Raw genomic sequence first — 18,549 nt, 5'->3', positions numbered from 1 at the left:
TATTCTAGCCGATCGCCATTTAAATTAAACTATCTCTCTAGAATTAAAATATTGTGGTGGGCACTCTTAAGCCGCCCAAAATATGCGATCTAAAAGAGAAAAAGTTTCTGATACCTAAAAACTCATGAAGTTAATTTTTATAACTAATCGCTCTTTCCAGAAAAGCTTGCGGGGACTGTTTTAATAACTAATCGCTCTTTCCAGAGGATCTTGTAACTGAAGTTCTAAGGGTCTGCCGGAGCGAATTTCTAAACCAGGTAACTCATGTTTGACTAACATTTTTTCGCCGGTTTCAGCAGTTGCTAACGGCCAGAGTACCCAGCGGCTGCCTAGGGAAAGAGTGCTTAAAGTTGCAGAGTTTTGAGTCAGCCAAATTATCGGCAGTTTCGGCCGATTCTCAACCGCATCTTCTCCAGCATTAACCGCCGCTAAAGTTTCCAAAACTACCCGGTTCCCCGATACGAGTCCAGTCCCGGCAGTCCAAAGTTTGACGTTTAACAGGCGCTTGCTAGCATAGAAGTAAAGAGACGCAGCTACTGTCACGGCTCGTTCAAATTCTTCTGGCTGCCACACCGCAGCGCTGTCGAGAGCAATAATAATTTCTTGACCGCCGGCTGCAACTTCTAACTCTCTTACCCGTAGTTCTCCGTAGCGGGCGCTGGTGCGCCAGTGAATCAGGCGGGTGGGGTCTCCGTGGCGGTAAGGTCTGAGGTTGCGGGTGAGGCCTTCGGTAGCAGTTTGCGATCGACTGCGATTGTAAAATTGCGGGCTGTCTTCTTGACCGATGCGATCGATCAAAGGACAAGTGCTCAACGGCAAAACTTGTGGATACACAACCGCAACCGCTTTGACTGGGCGGCTGCGCCGGCACCAAAACAACCCTAAAGGTGCCGCCGTTCTCAAGTTTACTTCTTGCCACCGATAGACCCCGCGCCGCCGGACTTCTAAATAGTATGTATCTCTGTATATACTGTTAGGCTCTATGACTTCGATCGGGCGGGTGACGGGTTCTCCCAATACAAACGGCAAGATGTCTACCACTTGCAACAGAGTCTTAGGTTGGCGGGCGCTATTTTCGATTTCTAGTTCGACGGTGATTCGATCGCCCGCACTCACCGGTTCGATCGGGCGGCGACGCACTTCCAAGGAACGAAGCGATTTTCCAGGCAAAACCGCCGCTACTCCCAACAGCGCCAAACCCCCACCGCTGAGCACGTACAGCCACCCAGACATTGTATTAGTCGCCGACCCAAAAAAGAAAACTGTCATCCCCAACAGCAGCCAACCCGCGTAGGCAGGGGTAACAGCGCGATTCTCGAGCCAGTCGGCGATTTTGTGACCGATGTTCATAGGAGTTTAAATTGTTAATTACTCGATCGCCCCATCAAGCCTAATTGTAAAATATTCTCAGCATTTAACACCGAATTAGCTGCGAGCGATAAGATTAGAAATCGGGCATTTTTTCGCAATAAATCTACATTGACTGGAGACAAAAAAATGAACCCATTAAACAATCCTACACCCCTTCGACCAGAGGCTCAAGCCCGCCGAACACCGCCCCCGCCCCCGCCTTTGGCTGCAACTCCCGCGCCGCCTCCTGCACCCGCGCCGAGTGCGCCCCCTCCGGCCCAGCAGCGGTCTTCTGTTGAGACACCCATCAGTACGATCGAACAAATGGTCCGAGATGCCCATAGTGCCTCGGCTTCTGACATTCACATTCGAGTAGGCCAAGTACCTCGATTTCGGATTCGTGGCGTGATGCAAGTAGCAACCACCCACCCCAAAGTAACGCCAGAAATTTTTGAACAGTACCTAGCCGAAATTCTCACCCCCGAACAGCGAAAACAGTTTGCAACTACCAAGGAATTAGATTCAGCAATTTTTTACCCTGGCTTCGTGCGGTGTCGGCTAAACTGTTTTGATTCCCTCAGCGGCGGTGCGCTAGTATTGCGGTTGATCAGTTTGGAGATACCTACTATCGATTCCTTGAGGTTGCCAGAAGTTTTCAAAAGTATCATTTTGCGATCGCAGGGATTAATATTAGTTACGGGGCCTACCGGTTCGGGGAAATCGACAACCGTAGCTGCGATGATCGACCATCTCAATCAGATGGAGCAAAAGCACGTAGTTACCATTGAAGACCCGATCGAATTCATTCACCCTTCTAAAAAATGCTTGGTTAGCCAGCGGGAAGTCGGCTTGCATACCCACGAGTTTCAACAGGCTTTGCGGGCTGTTTTGCGGGAAGACCCCGATGTGATTCTGATCGGGGAAATGCGCGATCGCGTTACCATCAATACAGCGTTGCAAGCAGCTCAAACTGGTCACTTAGTATTGGGAACTCTCCACACTCGCAGCGCCATTAACGCTATTAACCGATTGTTGAACCTCTACCCACCCGAAGAACAACAGGCGATGCGGATTCAAATTTGCGATTCTTTAGTAGCGGTAATTGCTCAACTTTTGCTGCCAACTGTTGACAACCGTCGGGTAGCAGTTCACGATATTTTGGTGAATACACCTGCCATGCACGATTACTTGATGAAAGGTGCTGATGATGAAGCTTTCCGATTAATGGAACATGATACTTACGAAGGAATGCAGATTATCAACCAGGGTCTTTACAAACTGGTGCTTGAAGGCAGAGTGACGATCGAAGAAGCAGCAAAAACTTCTCCCGAAGCTAGCGATTTAGACCGCCGCTTGCGGACAGGAGGCTACGATGTTGGGGATGCTCGTGGCTTTGAAGGCAGCAAAAAAGAACGCATCGTTCGCGCCTAATAGCAGCACACATACAGGGGTAGCCACAGCACTACCCCACCCATCAAGTAGCAATCTTTTCAGCAGACGCAAATATTTGATGAGGGCTTTTGTGCGTATTTTTACTTAAAATTAAACTATATTTAGTAACCACAAATACATTTTACTTAAAAAGTAAAATGCTATAATCAAGGTCGAGTGTATTGTTAAGTTTTTTAAACCTAGACCCTACTTTACATAAACTTTAAAATTGCGTGAAAACTCGTAGGTTATTGCAAAGAAACAGTAAAGATATGTTCGGAGTATTGCCAACACTCAGCAATTTAAGTATATAGTGGTATTGACAAATTTTGGAGAGAGCACATTCCGACTTTGCCGATATTTGCCGATGGCAGAAGTAAGCAGGTTAAAAAAGCGCTTAATAAAACTACAAGCATAGCAGATCGCGTGTCTTTCCGATTAAGTAGCTTTCAGTCTAAAAAATCCTAAAACCAAGCAGACTTTTAAAGATTCTGTCCCTCGAAAATTTGTTTAACAAGTCGCTTATCAGTAACGGTATTTCTAGAATTTAAAGGAGCAAAAAAAGTGAAGAGTGCATTTAACCAAAGAGAAGTTTTTGAAGGTGCCAGCAAAGCGGAAATAATTGAGCGCATCCAGCAGCTAGTTCCGCCCGGTTCGCCGGAGCCCCAAGATCCTGAAATCCTCGCGTCTTTACAAACTCTCACCGCACAGCTAATCGCAGCCTATCAAGCCGACGGACAATTAGAAAGCGAACCTTTTAGCGACGTGCGCGATCGCACTATTCACCTCTACGCATCCGCAGTCAGTCGCAAAATCAAAGGAAAAAGCCTCCTCATCACCGGCGGAGAAGGATGTGTCGGTCGTTTCTTAATTGAAAAACTCCTCGAACTAGGCGCAACTAACATCATTTCCGCAGACAACGCCCGATGTCAAAACCCCGAAGAAAATCTGCCGCTTTTTACCCAAGAAGGTGCTGTAACTTTCTATGCCGTTGACATTCGCAACCTCGACGCGCTCAAACACATATTTGAGGTAGAAAAACCAGCAATTGTTTTTCACCTAGCGGCCCAACGCCAACCCGGACTAGCTGAAATCAAAATCCGAGAAACAGTTACAACCAGCCTGTTAGGATGTAAACACGTCATCCAACTCTGCGAAGAATACGGCGTAGAACACTGCGTATTCTCTTCTACAGGCAAAACATCTCGATATTTTACAACCGAAGTTTACGCCGCCTCGAAGAAGTTTGCCGAATGGCAATTTGCCAAAGCAGCTCAAGAAGGAAATGTCACTTACGGGATGGTTCGCTTTACTCATATGTTGGAAAATAGCTTGTTCTGCGAGCAAATGTCCAAAAAAGTAGAGCAAGGTAAAACTGTCAACGTTCACGCTCCCCACCGGTACGTAACTGCTCAAAATCTTTTTGAAGCCGTACATTTATTGCTGAATTCTCTGGTTGTGTCCGTTCCAGGAAAACTGAAATTTGTCGCCGTGAGTAATCTCGGTTGGCCGACAGAAACCTTGGAAGTAGCTCTTTATAAAATTCTTGAATCAGGAAAAAATCTGCCGATTTATTTTCAAGGACTTTTGCCGGGATACGAAGAACCTTTTTTCCTTGGACAATTTGACTGGAAAAAGCCTACAGACATTCACCTCCTAATTAATGTTTTGGAAGATCCTTTTAGAAGTGTTAACGATGCTGGCGACATGGTGACTGTAGAATTAGCTCCTTTTTCTTTGCGCGTGTTAGATAAACAAGTGTCAAAACTGGAAAGCTTAATCATCGATCCTGCTTTCCCCGAAGTGCAAATCAAGCACGCTCTTGTCGCAGCGGAAAAAGAAGTGATTGCTTCCTCTTTTGCGTGGAGTGCCCCTGAAGACTTGTTGAAGATTTTGCAGTGGGGAATCAATCCGAAGAAATTGCAAGGTTACGGAACCGAAATTGCTGACTATAGCGAGATTATCGAACTCCTCCTGCAAGGAATCTGCGGGCGGCTCAACCAAGAAGTCTTGCACAGTGCTGGAGTTAGGGCAGATGAGTTTGATGACTTAGTTGAGAGTCTTTCTACGCTGGATTCTATTCAAGCAGAAGTGGGATATTTGCGATCGGTGTCGAGATATCTCAGAGAATTTGCACCCCCCGCACATTTCACCACCAAAAAATCTGAACCTGTTGCTATCCCCGATGCAGCGTAGCTTAAACCTAGTTTTGAGTTGGGAGATTGCTTCCTGAGAACCCACCCACAGGGGATGAATGAGTTATATCAATTCCGGTTGCAAGAGCGAAATGATTGTTGACTGTTGACTCCGTGCCGAAAAACTGAATGGTTGAGTTTTAACTGTTGACTCGATTTTATTATTCCGATGCAACCGGATTGGATGTTAAACATCGACTAAGTGTTTACTTGATTAAAAATATAACACCCAGAAACCAGGTTTCTTTTAGAAACCTGGTTTCTCCAGTCTGGCATTATTTGAGTTTTAATTAAATTGAGTGACTTAACATTGTCATAATAGACATAATATGATATTAGTTACGCTCGCAGAACCGTAATAAAATTAATTGGTAGTAATGAAGCTAGTCCTAGTAATTTTAGTAGGACTTAAGTCGTCACAACAAATGTGAAAATGATGATTTTGTGCGTGCATGATATAATGATACTTTAGAGAGCGTGGCTTCGTGAGTTAACAAAGGTACAATAACATTAAATAAACTCAGTGAACGCAACAAATTAAATTAAATTAAGGTACTAGAATTGTGGAAATTAATCAGCTACTGTTCCTATTGATTGATGCTGTGCTATTGGCGATCGCCCTGATCCTTCTAATTCCTGTTGCAGTTCTATTTCTAGAATGCAGTGCAGCTTTCTTGTCCGGCCAGGGCGAGACAGCGGAAACTAAAGCGCCCCGCCCCAAAGTAGCAGTTTTAATTCCCGCTTACAACGAAGCAGCAGGAATTGCCACCACCATCTCCACCATATTGCCGCAGCTAACACCTCAAGACCGCCTGTTAGTGATTGCTGACAACTGCACGGACGCCACGGCAGAAATCGCCCGTAACTCCGGTGCAAGTGCGATCGAGCGACAAGACACACAACGCAAGGGTAAAGGATACGCACTGGATTTCGGCTTGGAGTCGATCGAATCCGACCCCCCGGAAGTAGTCATCATGGTTGACGCAGACTGCATCTGTCAGCCCGACTCTATAGAAAAATTAGCCAGGGTTGCAGTTGCTGAACAAAGACCGGTGCAAGCAACTTATCTCATGGAACAGCCGCCCAATCCTACTCCGAAAGATTCCATTTCTGCTTTAGCCTTTCTTGTGAAAAACTTAGTCCGTCCCAGTGGATTAAAAAAGTTAGGATTCCCATCATTACTAACAGGTACTGGCATGGCTTTTCCCTGGTCGATAATTCGATCGGTTTCCCTAGCTAGCAGCAATATTGTTGAAGATATGCAGATGAGTTTGGATTTGGCGATCGCCGGACATCCAACAGTATTCTGCCCCGAAGCAAACGTCACCGGGTGTTTGCCACAGCAGCAGCAAGCAGCCACAAGTCAAAGAACCAGATGGGAACACGGTCACATACAGACATTGTTAACTCAAACTCCCCGCCTGACAGCCGCTTCAGTCGAGCAAAAACGTTTTGACTTATTGGCAATCGCGCTAGACTTATCCGTCCCTCCCCTGTCGCTGTTAGTCGCTATCTGGCTAGCTGCTTTTGCCGCCTCCTTACTAGCAGCAATTTTGGGAACATCCTCACTTCCCGCCGTCTTGTTAGCAGTACAAGGATTGCTCATTTTAGTTTCAATTGTCGGCGCTTGGGCAAAATTCGGGCGTGCCGACATTTCTGGCTCAACTCTTTTATCTGTACCTTTTTACATCCTTTGGAAAATCCCTTTGTATCTAGGTTTTCTCCTGAAACGGCAAACCAAATGGGTACGAACAGAACGCGATGTTTAATATTTAGATTGAGAAGTTTTAACCGCAGATATCAGCCGAGAAACACAGATTAACGCAGATACAATTCTATCTCCGTTCATCGGCATTCATCTGGGGTTAAAAAAATCTTATAAAAAAAAACTTCACTGCTTCACGGGAATTTCAATCACAAACTCAGCCCCCTCACCGGGCGCGGAAAAGCACATTAACTTGCCGCCGTGTTTCTCTACTACAATCTGATAACTGATACTCAACCCTAAACCGGTACCTTGGCCCACACATTTTGTAGTAAAGAAAGGGTCAAATATTCGCGATCGTGTTTCCTCCGTCATCCCCCGACCATTATCAGCAATATAAATTCTCACCAAGTTTTTGTCGAATACCTCAGTCCGAATCTTAATCTTTCGCTCAAAGATTGGAGATAAAGGATTTTCTAGTTGAGCCGTTGTCTCCGGTCGCCCAACTGCTAACTCCACTGCATCAATTGCATTGCTCAAAATATTCATAAACACCTGATTTAACCCAGAAGCATAACAATTTACCTTCGGCAGTTGACCGTACTCTTTAACTATCTCAACGCCATGTCCGAGTGCATCCTTTTTCAACCTGTGCTGCAAAATTAGCAGAGTCGAATCAATCCCGGAGTGAATATCCACTGGTTTCATCTCGGCTTCATCCAGGCGTGAGAAATTCCGCAGCGACAGCACAATATTGCGAACGCGATCGACCCCAACCTGCATTGATTTTAGAATTTTGGGCAAATCTTCTTGAATAAAAGTGAGGTCAATATCTTCTGTTTTAGCAACAATCTCAGGATTAGCATTCGGGTAAGACTCCTGGTAAAGCTTAATCAATCCCAGCAAATCCGAGCTATAATCGTTAGCATGGAGAACATTGCCATAAATGAAATTAATCGGATTATTGATTTCGTGAGCAATCCCCGCTACCAACTGCCCCAAAGAAGACATTTTTTCTGTTTGAATTAGTTGAGTCTGCGTCGAGCGTAATTCGGACAAAGTAACTTCTAATTGTGTCGCTTTTTCTCTCAATTGTCCCTCAGACAGTCGCAAAGCATCCTCCGCTGACTTGCGATCCGTAATGTCCTGTATAGTTCCAAATAACTTAATCACCTTACCGCCATCAAAAATAGCTTGCGCCTTAACATAAATATATCTGACAGCTCCATCAGGGCGCAAAATTTTCATCTCATACTCGCAAGGATTTCCTAACCGACTAATCTGCTCTACTGCCTCTAACCACAACTGTAGGTCATCTGGATGAATTTGCTTCTTGTGTTCTAAAATCGTGGGTTCTGGTAGTTTAGGGTCAAGAGCAAAAATTCGGAATACTTCCTCAGACCAAGTTAATTTATCCCCCTCCAAATCAAATTCCCAGTTGCCGAGGTGCGCCAGTTTTTGAGCTTCTTGCAGCTTAGCTTCCTTAGTCTTTAATTCCTGCGTGCGCTCTTCTACTCTCACCTCCAGCGTCCGCGAATAATCCTCCAACTGTTCCTTAGCCTCCGACAAATTAGCAACAAGTACCGCATTTTCTAAAGAGATAGCTGCTTGGGAAGAAAGAATTTTCAAAACCTCCAACCTAGTTGGAGAAAACGCTTCAGTAGCTAAATTATTTTCCAGATAAAAGACACCTACGAGTTTGCTTTGATTCAGAATAGGAGTACAAAGCGCAGACTTCACTTGCAGCCTTTTAATATAGGGGTCATCTGTAAATAGACCTTCTCTAGCAGCCTGGCTTAAAACTACATCTAAGTGCGTTTTTTCCACATAATTAATCACCATTATTGGCAAAACCTCTGCAGGAGATACTCTAGGGCATTGTTCAATTGCAATATCCGAATACTCCACCGATGCCGCTGCTTTAATCCGCAATTTCCCTTCCTCGGGCATCAGGAGAAAACCTTTTTGGGCTCCAGCATTCTCGATCGCCATTTTCATTAACTTTTCTAACAACTTGTCCAATACAATTTCGCTAGCTAGCGCTTGAGATGCTTTAACAACAGTTGTCCAATCCAATAAACTGCTGTGACTGCTATTCGTGCTATAATTAGTGCTAGTAATAGTTCGCTCTGCGCTGGCTTTTCCCACCGATGCAGGCGGTAAAGAGAGCGGATACTGTGACTCCAAATGTTTTACCTTGGCGGTTGCTCCCCAGTGAATATAGCCGTAGTAAGCATCTATCAGATAAGTCTGAGCCACTTTATTTCGACCGTTAGCTAGATAAAATTCTGCCGCTAGTTCATTGGCTAGAGCTTCTTCGTGGATGTATTCATTTTTCGATGCTCCTTTCACTGCTCGATCGTAATACAGAGCAGCTTTTTCATATTGTCCCAATACTCGCGCTTTTTCTGCTTCTACTAAATCATATTTATGCTGATAATTTCCCGGAGAGTTCACAGCCCAATGCTTCATTTTTTTTTGAAGCGAAGTCACTTGTTTTAAATGTTTTTTCTGTTCATTTTTGGCAAGGGTGGGATACAACGCTAACAGCGCTAGGGAATAGTAAAAATTGTGGATTGGAATATACATCATGCTCATTACAGCCTCACAGTAAATTGATGCTGTTCTGGCATTTTCTACGGCTTCTACATAATTTTTAAAGAGATAACTTAGCCATGATTTAGATAGATATACTACAAATATTACTAGATTATTTTTAGTCTCTCTTAAGGTTGGCAGAATCATATCTTCATTAAATATTTCGCCAACTAACAGGCAAGGATTAGCTGTTTTACCTTGCAAATTCAAGACAACTTGCGCCCCTACTCTGCTATGGTTCATCATAAATTCATTCTGATAATTCACCAACATTTGAATATATTGACTCTGCTTAGTCTCCACAGAGTCCAAAGGCTCGCCACTCAAAAATATATAATTGCTGTAAAAACTCGCACAGTAACAAGCATTGTTGATATCTCCGGTTTCTAGTCCGCTCTCAATACCCTCAATTAAACCTGTAAAACTTGCTCTGCCACCCTCAGACCAGTGACGGATCATAGCATTAAAAGGTAGTGAAATTTGAGAGTGGCGCAAGTTGGTGTGCAATCGTTCTAAAAGTGCCTGAGCCATTTGACCGTATCGGTATCCAGAATCCATATCACCTAATAGTCCACAGTGGATCACACCATAGTTTGCATACCCAAAACTAGACAGTGGCGCATTCCCGTATTTAAGAGAAAGAGTAACCATTTTAAATATGATCAGCGGGAATATTTCGGGTGCTGCTACAAAAGCGGCCGGACTCATATTAGTTAAAATCCGTAGAGCCACAATTTTATTAGGGTCAGTCATTGGTGGCAGCTCCAATAAATCCTCAATCTGATGATTTCTTAAAGCTAGTTTTGTCCGTATCAACTCTAGGAAAATATTTAACTTAGTTGGTTTTTTCGGGATATAGACTCCCAGCATTTTTAAAGCTTCGATAGCTACATCTATCGAAGTTTGGGATTGATTTTGATTGAAGTAGAAAAAAACCTTTAGCTCGTAAACTTTAATTTTATCGAGCAAATTTTGGGCGCGTGCTATAATAACCTCTGAGAGCTGAAATGCACCCTCAAACTCGGTATTTATATAGGAGGATTCCAGCGCTTCGGCATGAAGTTCCATGATTAAGTCATAGTGACTCTGCCAAGCTCGATCGGGTAGAAGTTCTCGACCCACATTAAAATATTTGAACGCTGCTTCATAGGCGGCAGAACTCTTAGCTTTTTTGCCAGCTATAAGATTAAAGTTAGCTAGTTCATCTCGTTTTTCTTGATTTGTGATGAATTCCACCCCGATATTCAGTTGGTTGACAATATCAAAGATATTTTCTGCTATCTCCGATGCAGGAGTTGAATTTAGTAGCAAGGTGCCGACTTTTAAGTGGGTTTGTTTTTTATCGCAGTCAGGGATTAGAGAATAGGCGGCTTGTTGTACGTGATCGTGCAAAAACTTATAATCAATTGAGCGGTGCATAATTGCCGGATGATTTTGATTGTTTTGTGGGATGGGAGTCCCGCCTTTGCGGTGTGTTTTTACAATTTCCTCATCAAGCATCGGAATTTTATAAGCATCGCTGATGGGAAGAATTAAACCAGCTTGCAGCGCATCCCATAAATCCGCCGCAGTTTCGGAACCTGATTTGCCTCTAACAATTGCCAAATTTTCTAAATTAAAATGGTTGCCTATACAAGCAGCTAATTTTAATACTTGCTGCGTCTCCTCCGGGAGTTGTTGCAGATTCCTAGCAACTAATTCAACGACACTGTAATCTGCAATGCCAGCGGCTTCAATTTCCGTGATGTCCCACTGCCATGCACCAACAGTGAAATCAAAAACTAACAGTTGTTCTGAGTGAATAGTTGAGAGCAGTTGAGTTATAAAAAAGGGATTTCCGCCAGTTTTATTAAAAATTAACTCTGTCAAACACTTTAAATTTTCGGTCTGATTACCCAAAGTATCCCCTACTAGCTCACTGACGCTGTTCAAATCCAAACATGGGAGGATAATCTGATGCACAGCAACACCAGTCTCTTGAATTTTTTCGACAGTTTTAACTAAAGGATGAGTCGAATTTACTTCGTTATCTCGATAGGCTCCTATTAGTAAAAAATATCGGCTATCTTGATAACCCACTAATTCCTGAATCAATTTTAAAGAAGCTAAGTCAGCCCACTGTAAATCATCCAAAAATAAAACTAATGGGTGTTCTGCTTGGGCAAACACATTCATGAATTCTTTCAACAATCGATTAAAGCGATTTTGAGATTCTGTCGCTTCCAATTGTGGAACAGCAGGCTGCGAACCAATGATTAGTTCGACAGAAGGGACAACATCAATAATAATTGCACCGTTATTACCAAGCTTTGACAAAAGCTTTTCTTTCCAAATTACCAAGTCTTCTGAGCTTTTTGTGAATAACTGCTGCATCAATGACTCAAACGCTTGAGTTATTGCAGCATAAGGAATATCCCGCTTAAACTGGTCAAATTTACCAGCAATAAAATAACCCCGCTGCCGTACAATTGGTTTTTTGATTTCACTGACAACTGAGGTTTTACCAATGCCTGAGTAACCGCTTACCAATACCATCTCAGTTTTTCCCCAACTGACTCGCTCGAAAGATGCCATCAAATTAGCTACTTCTTGTGTGCGGCCGTAAAGTTTTTGGGAAATCAAAAATTGACCGGATTTGTCAAGTTGGCCCGGAATGAAATTTTCTATTTTGCCCGTAGTTTGTAGCTGGGTTAGACAATTTTCCAGGTCTGCTTTTACTCCCAAGGCACTTTGATATCGGTCTTCGGCATTTTTAGCTAATAGTTTCATGACAATAGATGAAACCATCGCGGAGACTTCACTGGTTAGCTGATGGGGAGGAACAGGTGTCACCGCAATGTGGCTGTGAATTAATTCTAAGGGGTCGGTTGAATTAAAGGGTAACTCTCCTGTAAGCATTTCATAAAACGTGACGCCTAGAGAGTAAAAGTCAGTTCGGTAGTCCAGGTCGCGGTTCATTCGACCAGTTTGCTCTGGGGATATATAGGCTAGAGTGCCTTCTAGCGCTGTGGTATTGCTATTTTGGTGAATTTCTCTAGATAGGCGCGTTGCCATGCTAAAGTCAGTGATTTTTACTTGTTTAAAATCTGGTGTGATGATAATATTTGAGGGTTTTATATCTTTATGAATAATCTGGTTTTGATGCACTTCTCCTAGAGTATGAGCTAGTTGAATAGCCAGTGGCAAAAACTTCAGAAGTTTAATGCTTTTACCCGCTTGATGATGCTTGAGAGATTGACCGCCACAATCTTCTAAGATCAGAGCGAAACTGTTATTATATTTTTCTAAGCTATGGGGTTGGACAATCCCTTCGAGTCGGAGATTCGAGCTAATTTTATATTCATGTCTCAAACGAGTAATTTCTTCTATTGTGGGATACTCCGTATTGAGTGTTTTAATAATGACTGGCGCTCGATCGCATTCCCGGACTCCGCGATAAATGATCGAGTTCACACCAAGTTGAACAACTTCTGTAATTCTGTAACCAGGAATTCCTTTCATGGGTTTTATTCTATCTATGACTAAATTTTGGGTAAACATTTTGCTTGATATCGATCGACTGTCGAGTTTAGGGTACTTAAGTATTTTTAGAGAGGGGGGTATATCAATAGTCCAGACAGTTTTTATATGGCCCAATGGCTTATTCTCGCTTGACTTTGAGCCACTGTGGATAATTAAATTAATGTCAGCTCCACCCCTGACTTACATTTAATTCGACTTTATTTATGATCCTTGCCCCGCGTAAGCTTGTAGTCTCGTTCCCAAAACTGTCCGGAGTATTGGTATATTACAATACTTAAATAATGTTAAAACACCAGTAATTACTCATGGATTTTTTAAATAGGGAGATGCCTAAACTTTTTTGAAATGGCATGGAGGAGCGGACGGCAGAACATCTGGTTTGAACTTAGACTTAATCCTGTACGGTCTGACACCTCACCCAGTTGATTACAATATTGTAACAAAATTCTATGATGCCGATCGCACACAGGACAGGCAAATCCTTATAAATTAAAGGTTTAGCTAAATCTTTGAGCCTTGTCACCCAGAAAAAATGGGACGCCCAGGGGTGGAAAACGCTGGTTTAGCCGATCGAGAGTACAATCTAATATAACGTGCATCCTAAACAAGCATGATTCAGATCATAGATTTAGGATGATCAACTTGCTACCATGTTTTCGTCATCAGGTGCATCGCCATGGAAGAAGTCCTAGCATTGATTGAAAAGAAGAAGCAGGAATTTGCTAAATCTGGGCTATTTGAGTTTATGCGAGACACAAGTATAGACCCAAGACAGCGCCTAGCTTTCGCTCCCTGTGTTTCTCCTTTCGTGATGAGTTTTGGTGAATTTAACAAGTATGTCTTCCGAGAAGAACCAACCAACGATCCACTTCAGGTAATAGTCAACAATCACACTTATGAAGACGATCATCACTGGTTGTGGTTTTTGCAAGATTTGGAAACACTGGGTATTAACAGATCTGTGAAGTTCAGCGATGCTTTGAATTTTCTGTGGAATGAAGAAACAAAAGCTTCGCGTTGGGTATCACATCAAATTTTTCGCTCTGCTTTTGGGGCTAGTCCTACTACTAAGTTAGCTATTCTGGAAGTGATAGAAGCAACGGGTAATGTGTTCTTCTCAACCGCGGCACCTATTGCTCAAGAATTACGAACAATTACCCAAAAGGAGTTTCTTTATTTTGGCTGTTTTCATCTAGCAGTGGAAACAGGTCATACTACAGGAACGCCGGAAGTGGATCAATTGATTAAAAACATACAACTGTCAGAGGAAACCCGTCAAGAGGCTGTTAAGATAGTTGATAACTTGTTTGAAGTTTTTACAGAACTGACGGATGAGCTTCTGGTTTATGCAAAAACCCATAGCTTTGAGCAACCTTTTGCTCAACCCCGGGATATTTGGCAACCTTTAAACGCTGCGTAGATTGCGAAATGTAAACTTTTCCACTTTTAGAACTCGAACGTTTTAGGATTAGATAACTTCATTACTTAGAAGGAGAGGCATTATGTCAGAAGTGAACAGCAATTCAACTCCAATCAATGAGCTAGAACCGACTCTTATTCATACTTGGACGGAGAATTTGGATATTGCTCATACTTGGACGGAGAATTTGGATATTGCTCATACTTGGACGGAGAATTTGGATATTGCTCATACTTGGACTGAGAATTTAGATATTGCTCATACTTGGACTGAGAATTTAGATATTTCCCACACTTCTCACATACCGGAAGACGAAAAACTCGCAGTCGGATAAAACCTGTTGCAAACAAATTTCAGCCTCGCTGATTCCGACGAGGCTGACCAGGTATACATTTGTCTCTTCAATGCCCAAAAGTAGTATCTACTATCTCTATTTGATATGAGCCATTACGACGTTGTTATTGTCGGCGGCGGTCCCGCGGGGAGCACTGCTGGTACTCTGATCAAGAAATACAATCCCAATCTGAGCGTGCTAATCGTAGAGAAAGAAAAATTCCCTCGCGATCACGTTGGGGAAAGTCAATTGCCTCAAATTAGTGATGTGCTTCAGGAAATGGGATGCTGGGACAAAGTAGAAGCAGCCGACTTCCCGATTAAGATTGGTGGAATCTATCGCTGGGGAACAGATCCACAGCCTTGGGATTTTAATTTCATTCAGCCGGAGTTGTTTAAAGATGAACAGCGCCCTGCTAAATTTGAGGGACAGAGACGGCAAACTGCTTTTCAGGTCGATCGAGCAAAATATGACGAAATTTTGCTGCGCCACGCGGCAGAAATGGGATGCTTAGTCAGAGAAGAAACTGCGGTTGTTAAGGTAGATGTAGTGGGCGATCGGATTACGGCTTTGCAGGTGCGATCATCGCAAGAACAAATAACCGCCCGCTACTACATCGACGCATCCGGTCACATTGGCGTGCTGCGGCGAGCTTTGGGCGTCAAGACACACAGCCCGACGCGGCTGCAAAATATAGCTATCTGGGACTATTGGACAAACGCTGAATGGTCAGATAAAATTGGCGTTGGCGGCACCCGGATACAGGTAATGAGTTTGAGTCACGGGTGGCTTTGGTTCATTCCCTTGGGCCCAACTCGCACCAGTATCGGCTTCGTTTGCCCTGCGGAACATTATAAGTCACTGAAAAAGCGACCAGAGGATATCTATACCGAAGCCCTCAATAGCGAACCTCGCATCAACAAGTTAATCGCTAATGCTACCAGTACCGGAAAGATTGAAACTACAAAAGATTGGTCATTTTTGGCTGATAAAACAGTAGGAGAAAACTGGTTTTTGGTAGGCGAAACTGCTGGTTTTGCTGACCCGATTTTATCGGCGGGCATGACTTTAGCTCATACCGGTGCCCGTGAATTGGCTTACACGATTTTGGAATTAGAGCAAGAGCACCAGAAATACGACGGCAACTGGCTTAAATCTCAATACGACCACAATCAACGGAGCCGAGTTGAACAGCATATTCGCTTCGCTGATTATTGGTACGCTGCTAACGGTCAATTCACTGATTTACAAGAACATTCAAGGGAAATTGCGCGGGATGCTGGTTTGAATTTAAGCCCGGAAAAAGCTTTTCGGTGGTTAGCTCAAGGTGGATTTACGAATGATATTTTGGGTCAAGCGGTGATTGCTGGATTTGATTTGGGTTGTATGAAACAGGTGATGCAGCGCTTTTCAAAGGAGGAGGTTCCTTGGCTGCTTTCGGCGTACAATGTGTTTCAGTTAGACCTAGTGGAGGCTGATGTTGAATTTGTAGCTGTTTATAATGCGGGTGAAATTAACAGGATCAAGTGTTATGTTAAGAACGGTCAGCGCTTGCCTATTACAGGTTTTTATGGTTTGCTGATTGACATTTTGAGCCACACTCAGTACATTGAACAAATTTATCGGCAGTTGGTACTGGTGTTTGGAGAGCGTTTTTCTGTGCAACACGCTCGAGTAGCTCTTCATCAAGCCCTTGGTTGTTTGGAGGTGATGGTGAGTTCTGGTATTGTCAAGGCGATATTAAACCCGGAGTTGTCTAAGTTGAATATTTCCATACCTATGGAAGGTGAGTTAATTCACACTCACAGCGATGTGAATTAAGGCGCTACCATAAAGCTTGACACCAAACCATCTCAAATCTTAAAAAACAAAAAGTCTGAAGGTGGAAAATTCCAACTTCAGACTTTTACTAACTCCCCGGGTAGGATTTGAACCTACGACCAATCGGTTACACTTATCCCAACGTTTCCGAAGGGGGCGGACTATTTCATCATCCCTACAAATCATGTTTTTGATCTGTCGTCGGATGTCGGGCGCTGTGAGATTTATTGGTTAGGCTCCTCATCTCTAGTCTCTGCACCTTTCCGGCTACTTGCGATCGTAACCGCTGCCTTTCGCCAGACTTGGCTCAAGATTGCCGCCACCCGAAGTGCTGCGGTTTCCTTGAATTCACCCAATTTTTCAGTACCCGTTACCGGATAGAGCTGCTATGTCATTAGGGCTTTTGGTTGATACCAAAGGCTTGCATTCATTACAGCCGACCGCTCTGCCACTGAGCTACCGAGGATTGGGGTTTTTGTTACCCACAATTACTAACAATAGCTGAACTTACTCGATTTGGCAAGGCCTTTGACAAACTTTTTTTTTGTCATACAGCAAGAGGGTTTCAGCAGCTAATGCAGCCCCATTCTCAACTTGGCGAGGCGCTGCTGTGATTCTGGATCGAGGGAATTGGCGAGAAAGCGACTGGAGTTGTGTTTGCGGGATTTGTGCTGGCGCTCGCTGCGGCGGGCAGTGGATTCTACGTCAGCCGCTAGTTGTTCTGCGGACATCCATTCGGCACCATAGCCGACTACGGTCAATTGCTGCGCTCGGTCTGAGGTGGCGACAATCATGCGGCCTTTACCTTTGACCGATCGCAACTCGTAGCGCAAACTAGCACAAGATTTTTCAATATAAGTATCTGCTGTCTGACCGAAGTCAGTGTAGTGCACCGATAAATTTTTAGTAATAATTTCTTTAACGCCGGGAGTATCTCGATAGTGCGCGTCAAACACCAGTCGAGCCTCAAAATCTTGAACAGCGCTGTAGTTAACTAAAACCTCTATTAACTCGCGGCGAGCTGTTTCGAGTTCGTCGCGATCGCGCTTCTCTCGGAGTCGAGGCCAAAGTCCAATTATGTTATAGCCGTCTACAAGTAAAACTGCTTGTGATACATAGGGTGACATGGTTCAAGGCTGAAGAGATCCAGCACGTATAGGACATTATTTGCATTGTTCATCAAAGCTTTTGTTCAATAATATTACCTATTGATGTGTAATTGCTAGGTTACATCGCAATAATTAAACCCCCCAGAGCCAGCTTTACCTGAGTTTTGGGGGGTTAGATTAACCTATAAATTTTCCAGCTTATTCGCCAGATTCGAGCGATACGGGCGATCGTACAACTGTCGGCAGGGATATTTTCTCAACAGCAGGAGTACAACCGAGCCACTGTACTGACACCTCGGCAAACTGCTGCGGAGGACCGCTCACGCAAAAACGAGTCGGTAGCGCAGTACCAGGATTCCGCAGCCCTAAAAGCTCTAATTCTCTGGCAGCAGCAGCCACCACCCGTACCGCAGGATCGATCAATGTCACCCCAGCAGGCAAAAGCGAGCGAAGCACAGGAGCCAACAGCGGATAATGAGTGCAGCCGTAAATCAACGTATCGATGCGCTGCTGAATCAAAGGAGCCAAATATTCGCGAGCCACCTCACAAGTATAAGGGTCGTGAATCCGGTTTTGCTCCACCAGCGGCACAAAAGCCGGACAGCTAACCTGCCACACCAGGCAAGAATCGTCCATCTCCAAAATCGCATTTCGATAAGCATTGCTAGCAGCCGTAGCAGGAGTTGCGATGACCCCGATCCGCTTGCCTTGCTGCACCGCAGCCTGCGCCCCCGGCAGAATTACTCCCAGCACCGGAATATCAAACTCAGCCTGCACCATCTCCATCGCCAAAGCAGAACTGGTGTTGCAGGCCATAATGACCATTTTCACATCCTGTTCCACCAACCAAGCCATAATTTCGCGGACAAACTCCACAATTTCTGACGGCGTGCGAGTGCCGTAAGGCAGCCTCGCCGTATCTCCAAAATAAAGTATCGATTCGTTGGGCAATTGTCGGTACAACTGGGTCAACACAGTCAAACCGCCCACGCCGCTGTCAAAAATACCGATTCTTTGTTGTCCAGAGTCTGTTGTCATTTGTTAATTGTCAATAGTCGGTTGTC

Annotated in this window: 10 protein-coding genes; 6 read left to right on the top strand and 4 right to left on the bottom strand. The window is 44.0% G+C overall.

Features of this window, described 5'->3' with window-relative positions; genetic code table 11:
• Positions 1-180: 180 nt before the first annotated feature.
• Positions 181-1,350: a DUF58 domain-containing protein gene (locus QUA23_RS20465; protein WP_333077834.1), complete on the bottom strand. Its 1,170-nt coding sequence runs from the start codon at positions 1,348-1,350 to the stop codon at positions 181-183.
• A 147-nt stretch (positions 1,351-1,497) separates the two neighbouring features.
• Here QUA23_RS20465 and QUA23_RS20460 point away from each other — a divergent pair, with 147 nt between their 5' ends.
• The 3 genes from QUA23_RS20460 (at position 1,498) to QUA23_RS20450 (ending at position 6,745) form a co-directional block, all read left to right on the top strand.
• Positions 1,498-2,781 carry a PilT/PilU family type 4a pilus ATPase gene (locus tag QUA23_RS20460; RefSeq protein ID WP_333077832.1) on the top strand — a complete coding sequence of 428 codons (1,284 nt, stop codon included), beginning with the start codon at positions 1,498-1,500 and terminating at the stop codon, positions 2,779-2,781.
• Positions 2,782-3,345: 564 nt separating this feature from the next.
• Complete coding sequence (locus tag QUA23_RS20455; protein WP_333077831.1) at positions 3,346-4,977, top strand: polysaccharide biosynthesis protein; 1,632 nt, start codon at positions 3,346-3,348, stop codon at positions 4,975-4,977.
• A 562-nt stretch (positions 4,978-5,539) separates the two neighbouring features.
• A complete protein-coding gene (locus QUA23_RS20450) occupies positions 5,540-6,745 on the top strand; it encodes a glycosyltransferase (protein WP_333077830.1) in 1,206 nt (401 codons plus the stop codon).
• Positions 6,746-6,867: 122 nt separating this feature from the next.
• Here the strand turns inward: QUA23_RS20450 and QUA23_RS20445 are convergent, their stop codons facing one another.
• Positions 6,868-12,780 (bottom strand): AAA family ATPase, encoded by a 5,913-nt coding sequence (locus QUA23_RS20445; RefSeq protein ID WP_333077829.1) that lies wholly within the window; start codon positions 12,778-12,780, stop codon positions 6,868-6,870.
• 697 nt (positions 12,781-13,477) lie between these two features.
• Here QUA23_RS20445 and QUA23_RS20440 point away from each other — a divergent pair.
• The 3 genes from QUA23_RS20440 to QUA23_RS20430 all read left to right on the top strand — a co-directional run bounded on the left by QUA23_RS20440 (position 13,478) and on the right by QUA23_RS20430 (position 16,376).
• Entirely contained in the window at positions 13,478-14,221 is a 744-nt protein-coding gene (locus QUA23_RS20440; RefSeq protein ID WP_333077827.1) for a hypothetical protein, read from the top strand.
• 82 nt (positions 14,222-14,303) lie between these two features.
• Entirely contained in the window at positions 14,304-14,555 is a 252-nt protein-coding gene (locus QUA23_RS20435) for a hypothetical protein (RefSeq protein WP_333077826.1), read from the top strand.
• A 105-nt stretch (positions 14,556-14,660) separates the two neighbouring features.
• The gene (locus QUA23_RS20430) at positions 14,661-16,376 is read left to right on the top strand and encodes an NAD(P)/FAD-dependent oxidoreductase (RefSeq protein WP_333077825.1); all 1,716 of its coding nucleotides are present in this window, start codon (positions 14,661-14,663) and stop codon (positions 16,374-16,376) included.
• A gap of 572 nt (positions 16,377-16,948) precedes the next feature.
• Here the strand turns inward: QUA23_RS20430 and QUA23_RS20425 are convergent.
• Both QUA23_RS20425 and murI read right to left on the bottom strand, forming a co-directional pair.
• Complete coding sequence (locus QUA23_RS20425; protein WP_242722119.1) at positions 16,949-17,503, bottom strand: NYN domain-containing protein; 555 nt, start codon at positions 17,501-17,503, stop codon at positions 16,949-16,951.
• A 180-nt stretch (positions 17,504-17,683) separates the two neighbouring features.
• Positions 17,684-18,523: a glutamate racemase gene (murI, locus tag QUA23_RS20420; RefSeq protein ID WP_333077824.1), complete on the bottom strand. Its 840-nt coding sequence runs from the start codon at positions 18,521-18,523 to the stop codon at positions 17,684-17,686.
• Positions 18,524-18,549 lie beyond the last annotated feature (26 nt).

This window comes from Microcoleus sp. Pol1C5 (assembly GCF_036701115.1).
Taxonomy (GTDB): domain Bacteria; phylum Cyanobacteriota; class Cyanobacteriia; order Cyanobacteriales; family Microcoleaceae; genus Microcoleus.
Note: the sequence above shows the minus strand (reverse complement) of the source record. Positions and strands in the feature narration are given on the sequence as shown.

Coding starts and splice junctions, on each gene's coding strand:
- QUA23_RS20430 (WP_333077825.1), top strand. CDS start 14,661: ATGAGCCATTACGACGTTGTTATTGTCGGCGGCGGTCCCGCGGGGAGC.
- murI (WP_333077824.1), bottom strand. CDS start 18,523: ATGACAACAGACTCTGGACAACAAAGAATCGGTATTTTTGACAGCGGC.
- QUA23_RS20445 (WP_333077829.1), bottom strand. CDS start 12,780: ATGAAAGGAATTCCTGGTTACAGAATTACAGAAGTTGTTCAACTTGGT.
- QUA23_RS20465 (WP_333077834.1), bottom strand. CDS start 1,350: ATGAACATCGGTCACAAAATCGCCGACTGGCTCGAGAATCGCGCTGTT.
- QUA23_RS20440 (WP_333077827.1), top strand. CDS start 13,478: ATGGAAGAAGTCCTAGCATTGATTGAAAAGAAGAAGCAGGAATTTGCT.
- QUA23_RS20460 (WP_333077832.1), top strand. CDS start 1,498: ATGAACCCATTAAACAATCCTACACCCCTTCGACCAGAGGCTCAAGCC.
- QUA23_RS20435 (WP_333077826.1), top strand. CDS start 14,304: ATGTCAGAAGTGAACAGCAATTCAACTCCAATCAATGAGCTAGAACCG.
- QUA23_RS20425 (WP_242722119.1), bottom strand. CDS start 17,503: ATGTCACCCTATGTATCACAAGCAGTTTTACTTGTAGACGGCTATAAC.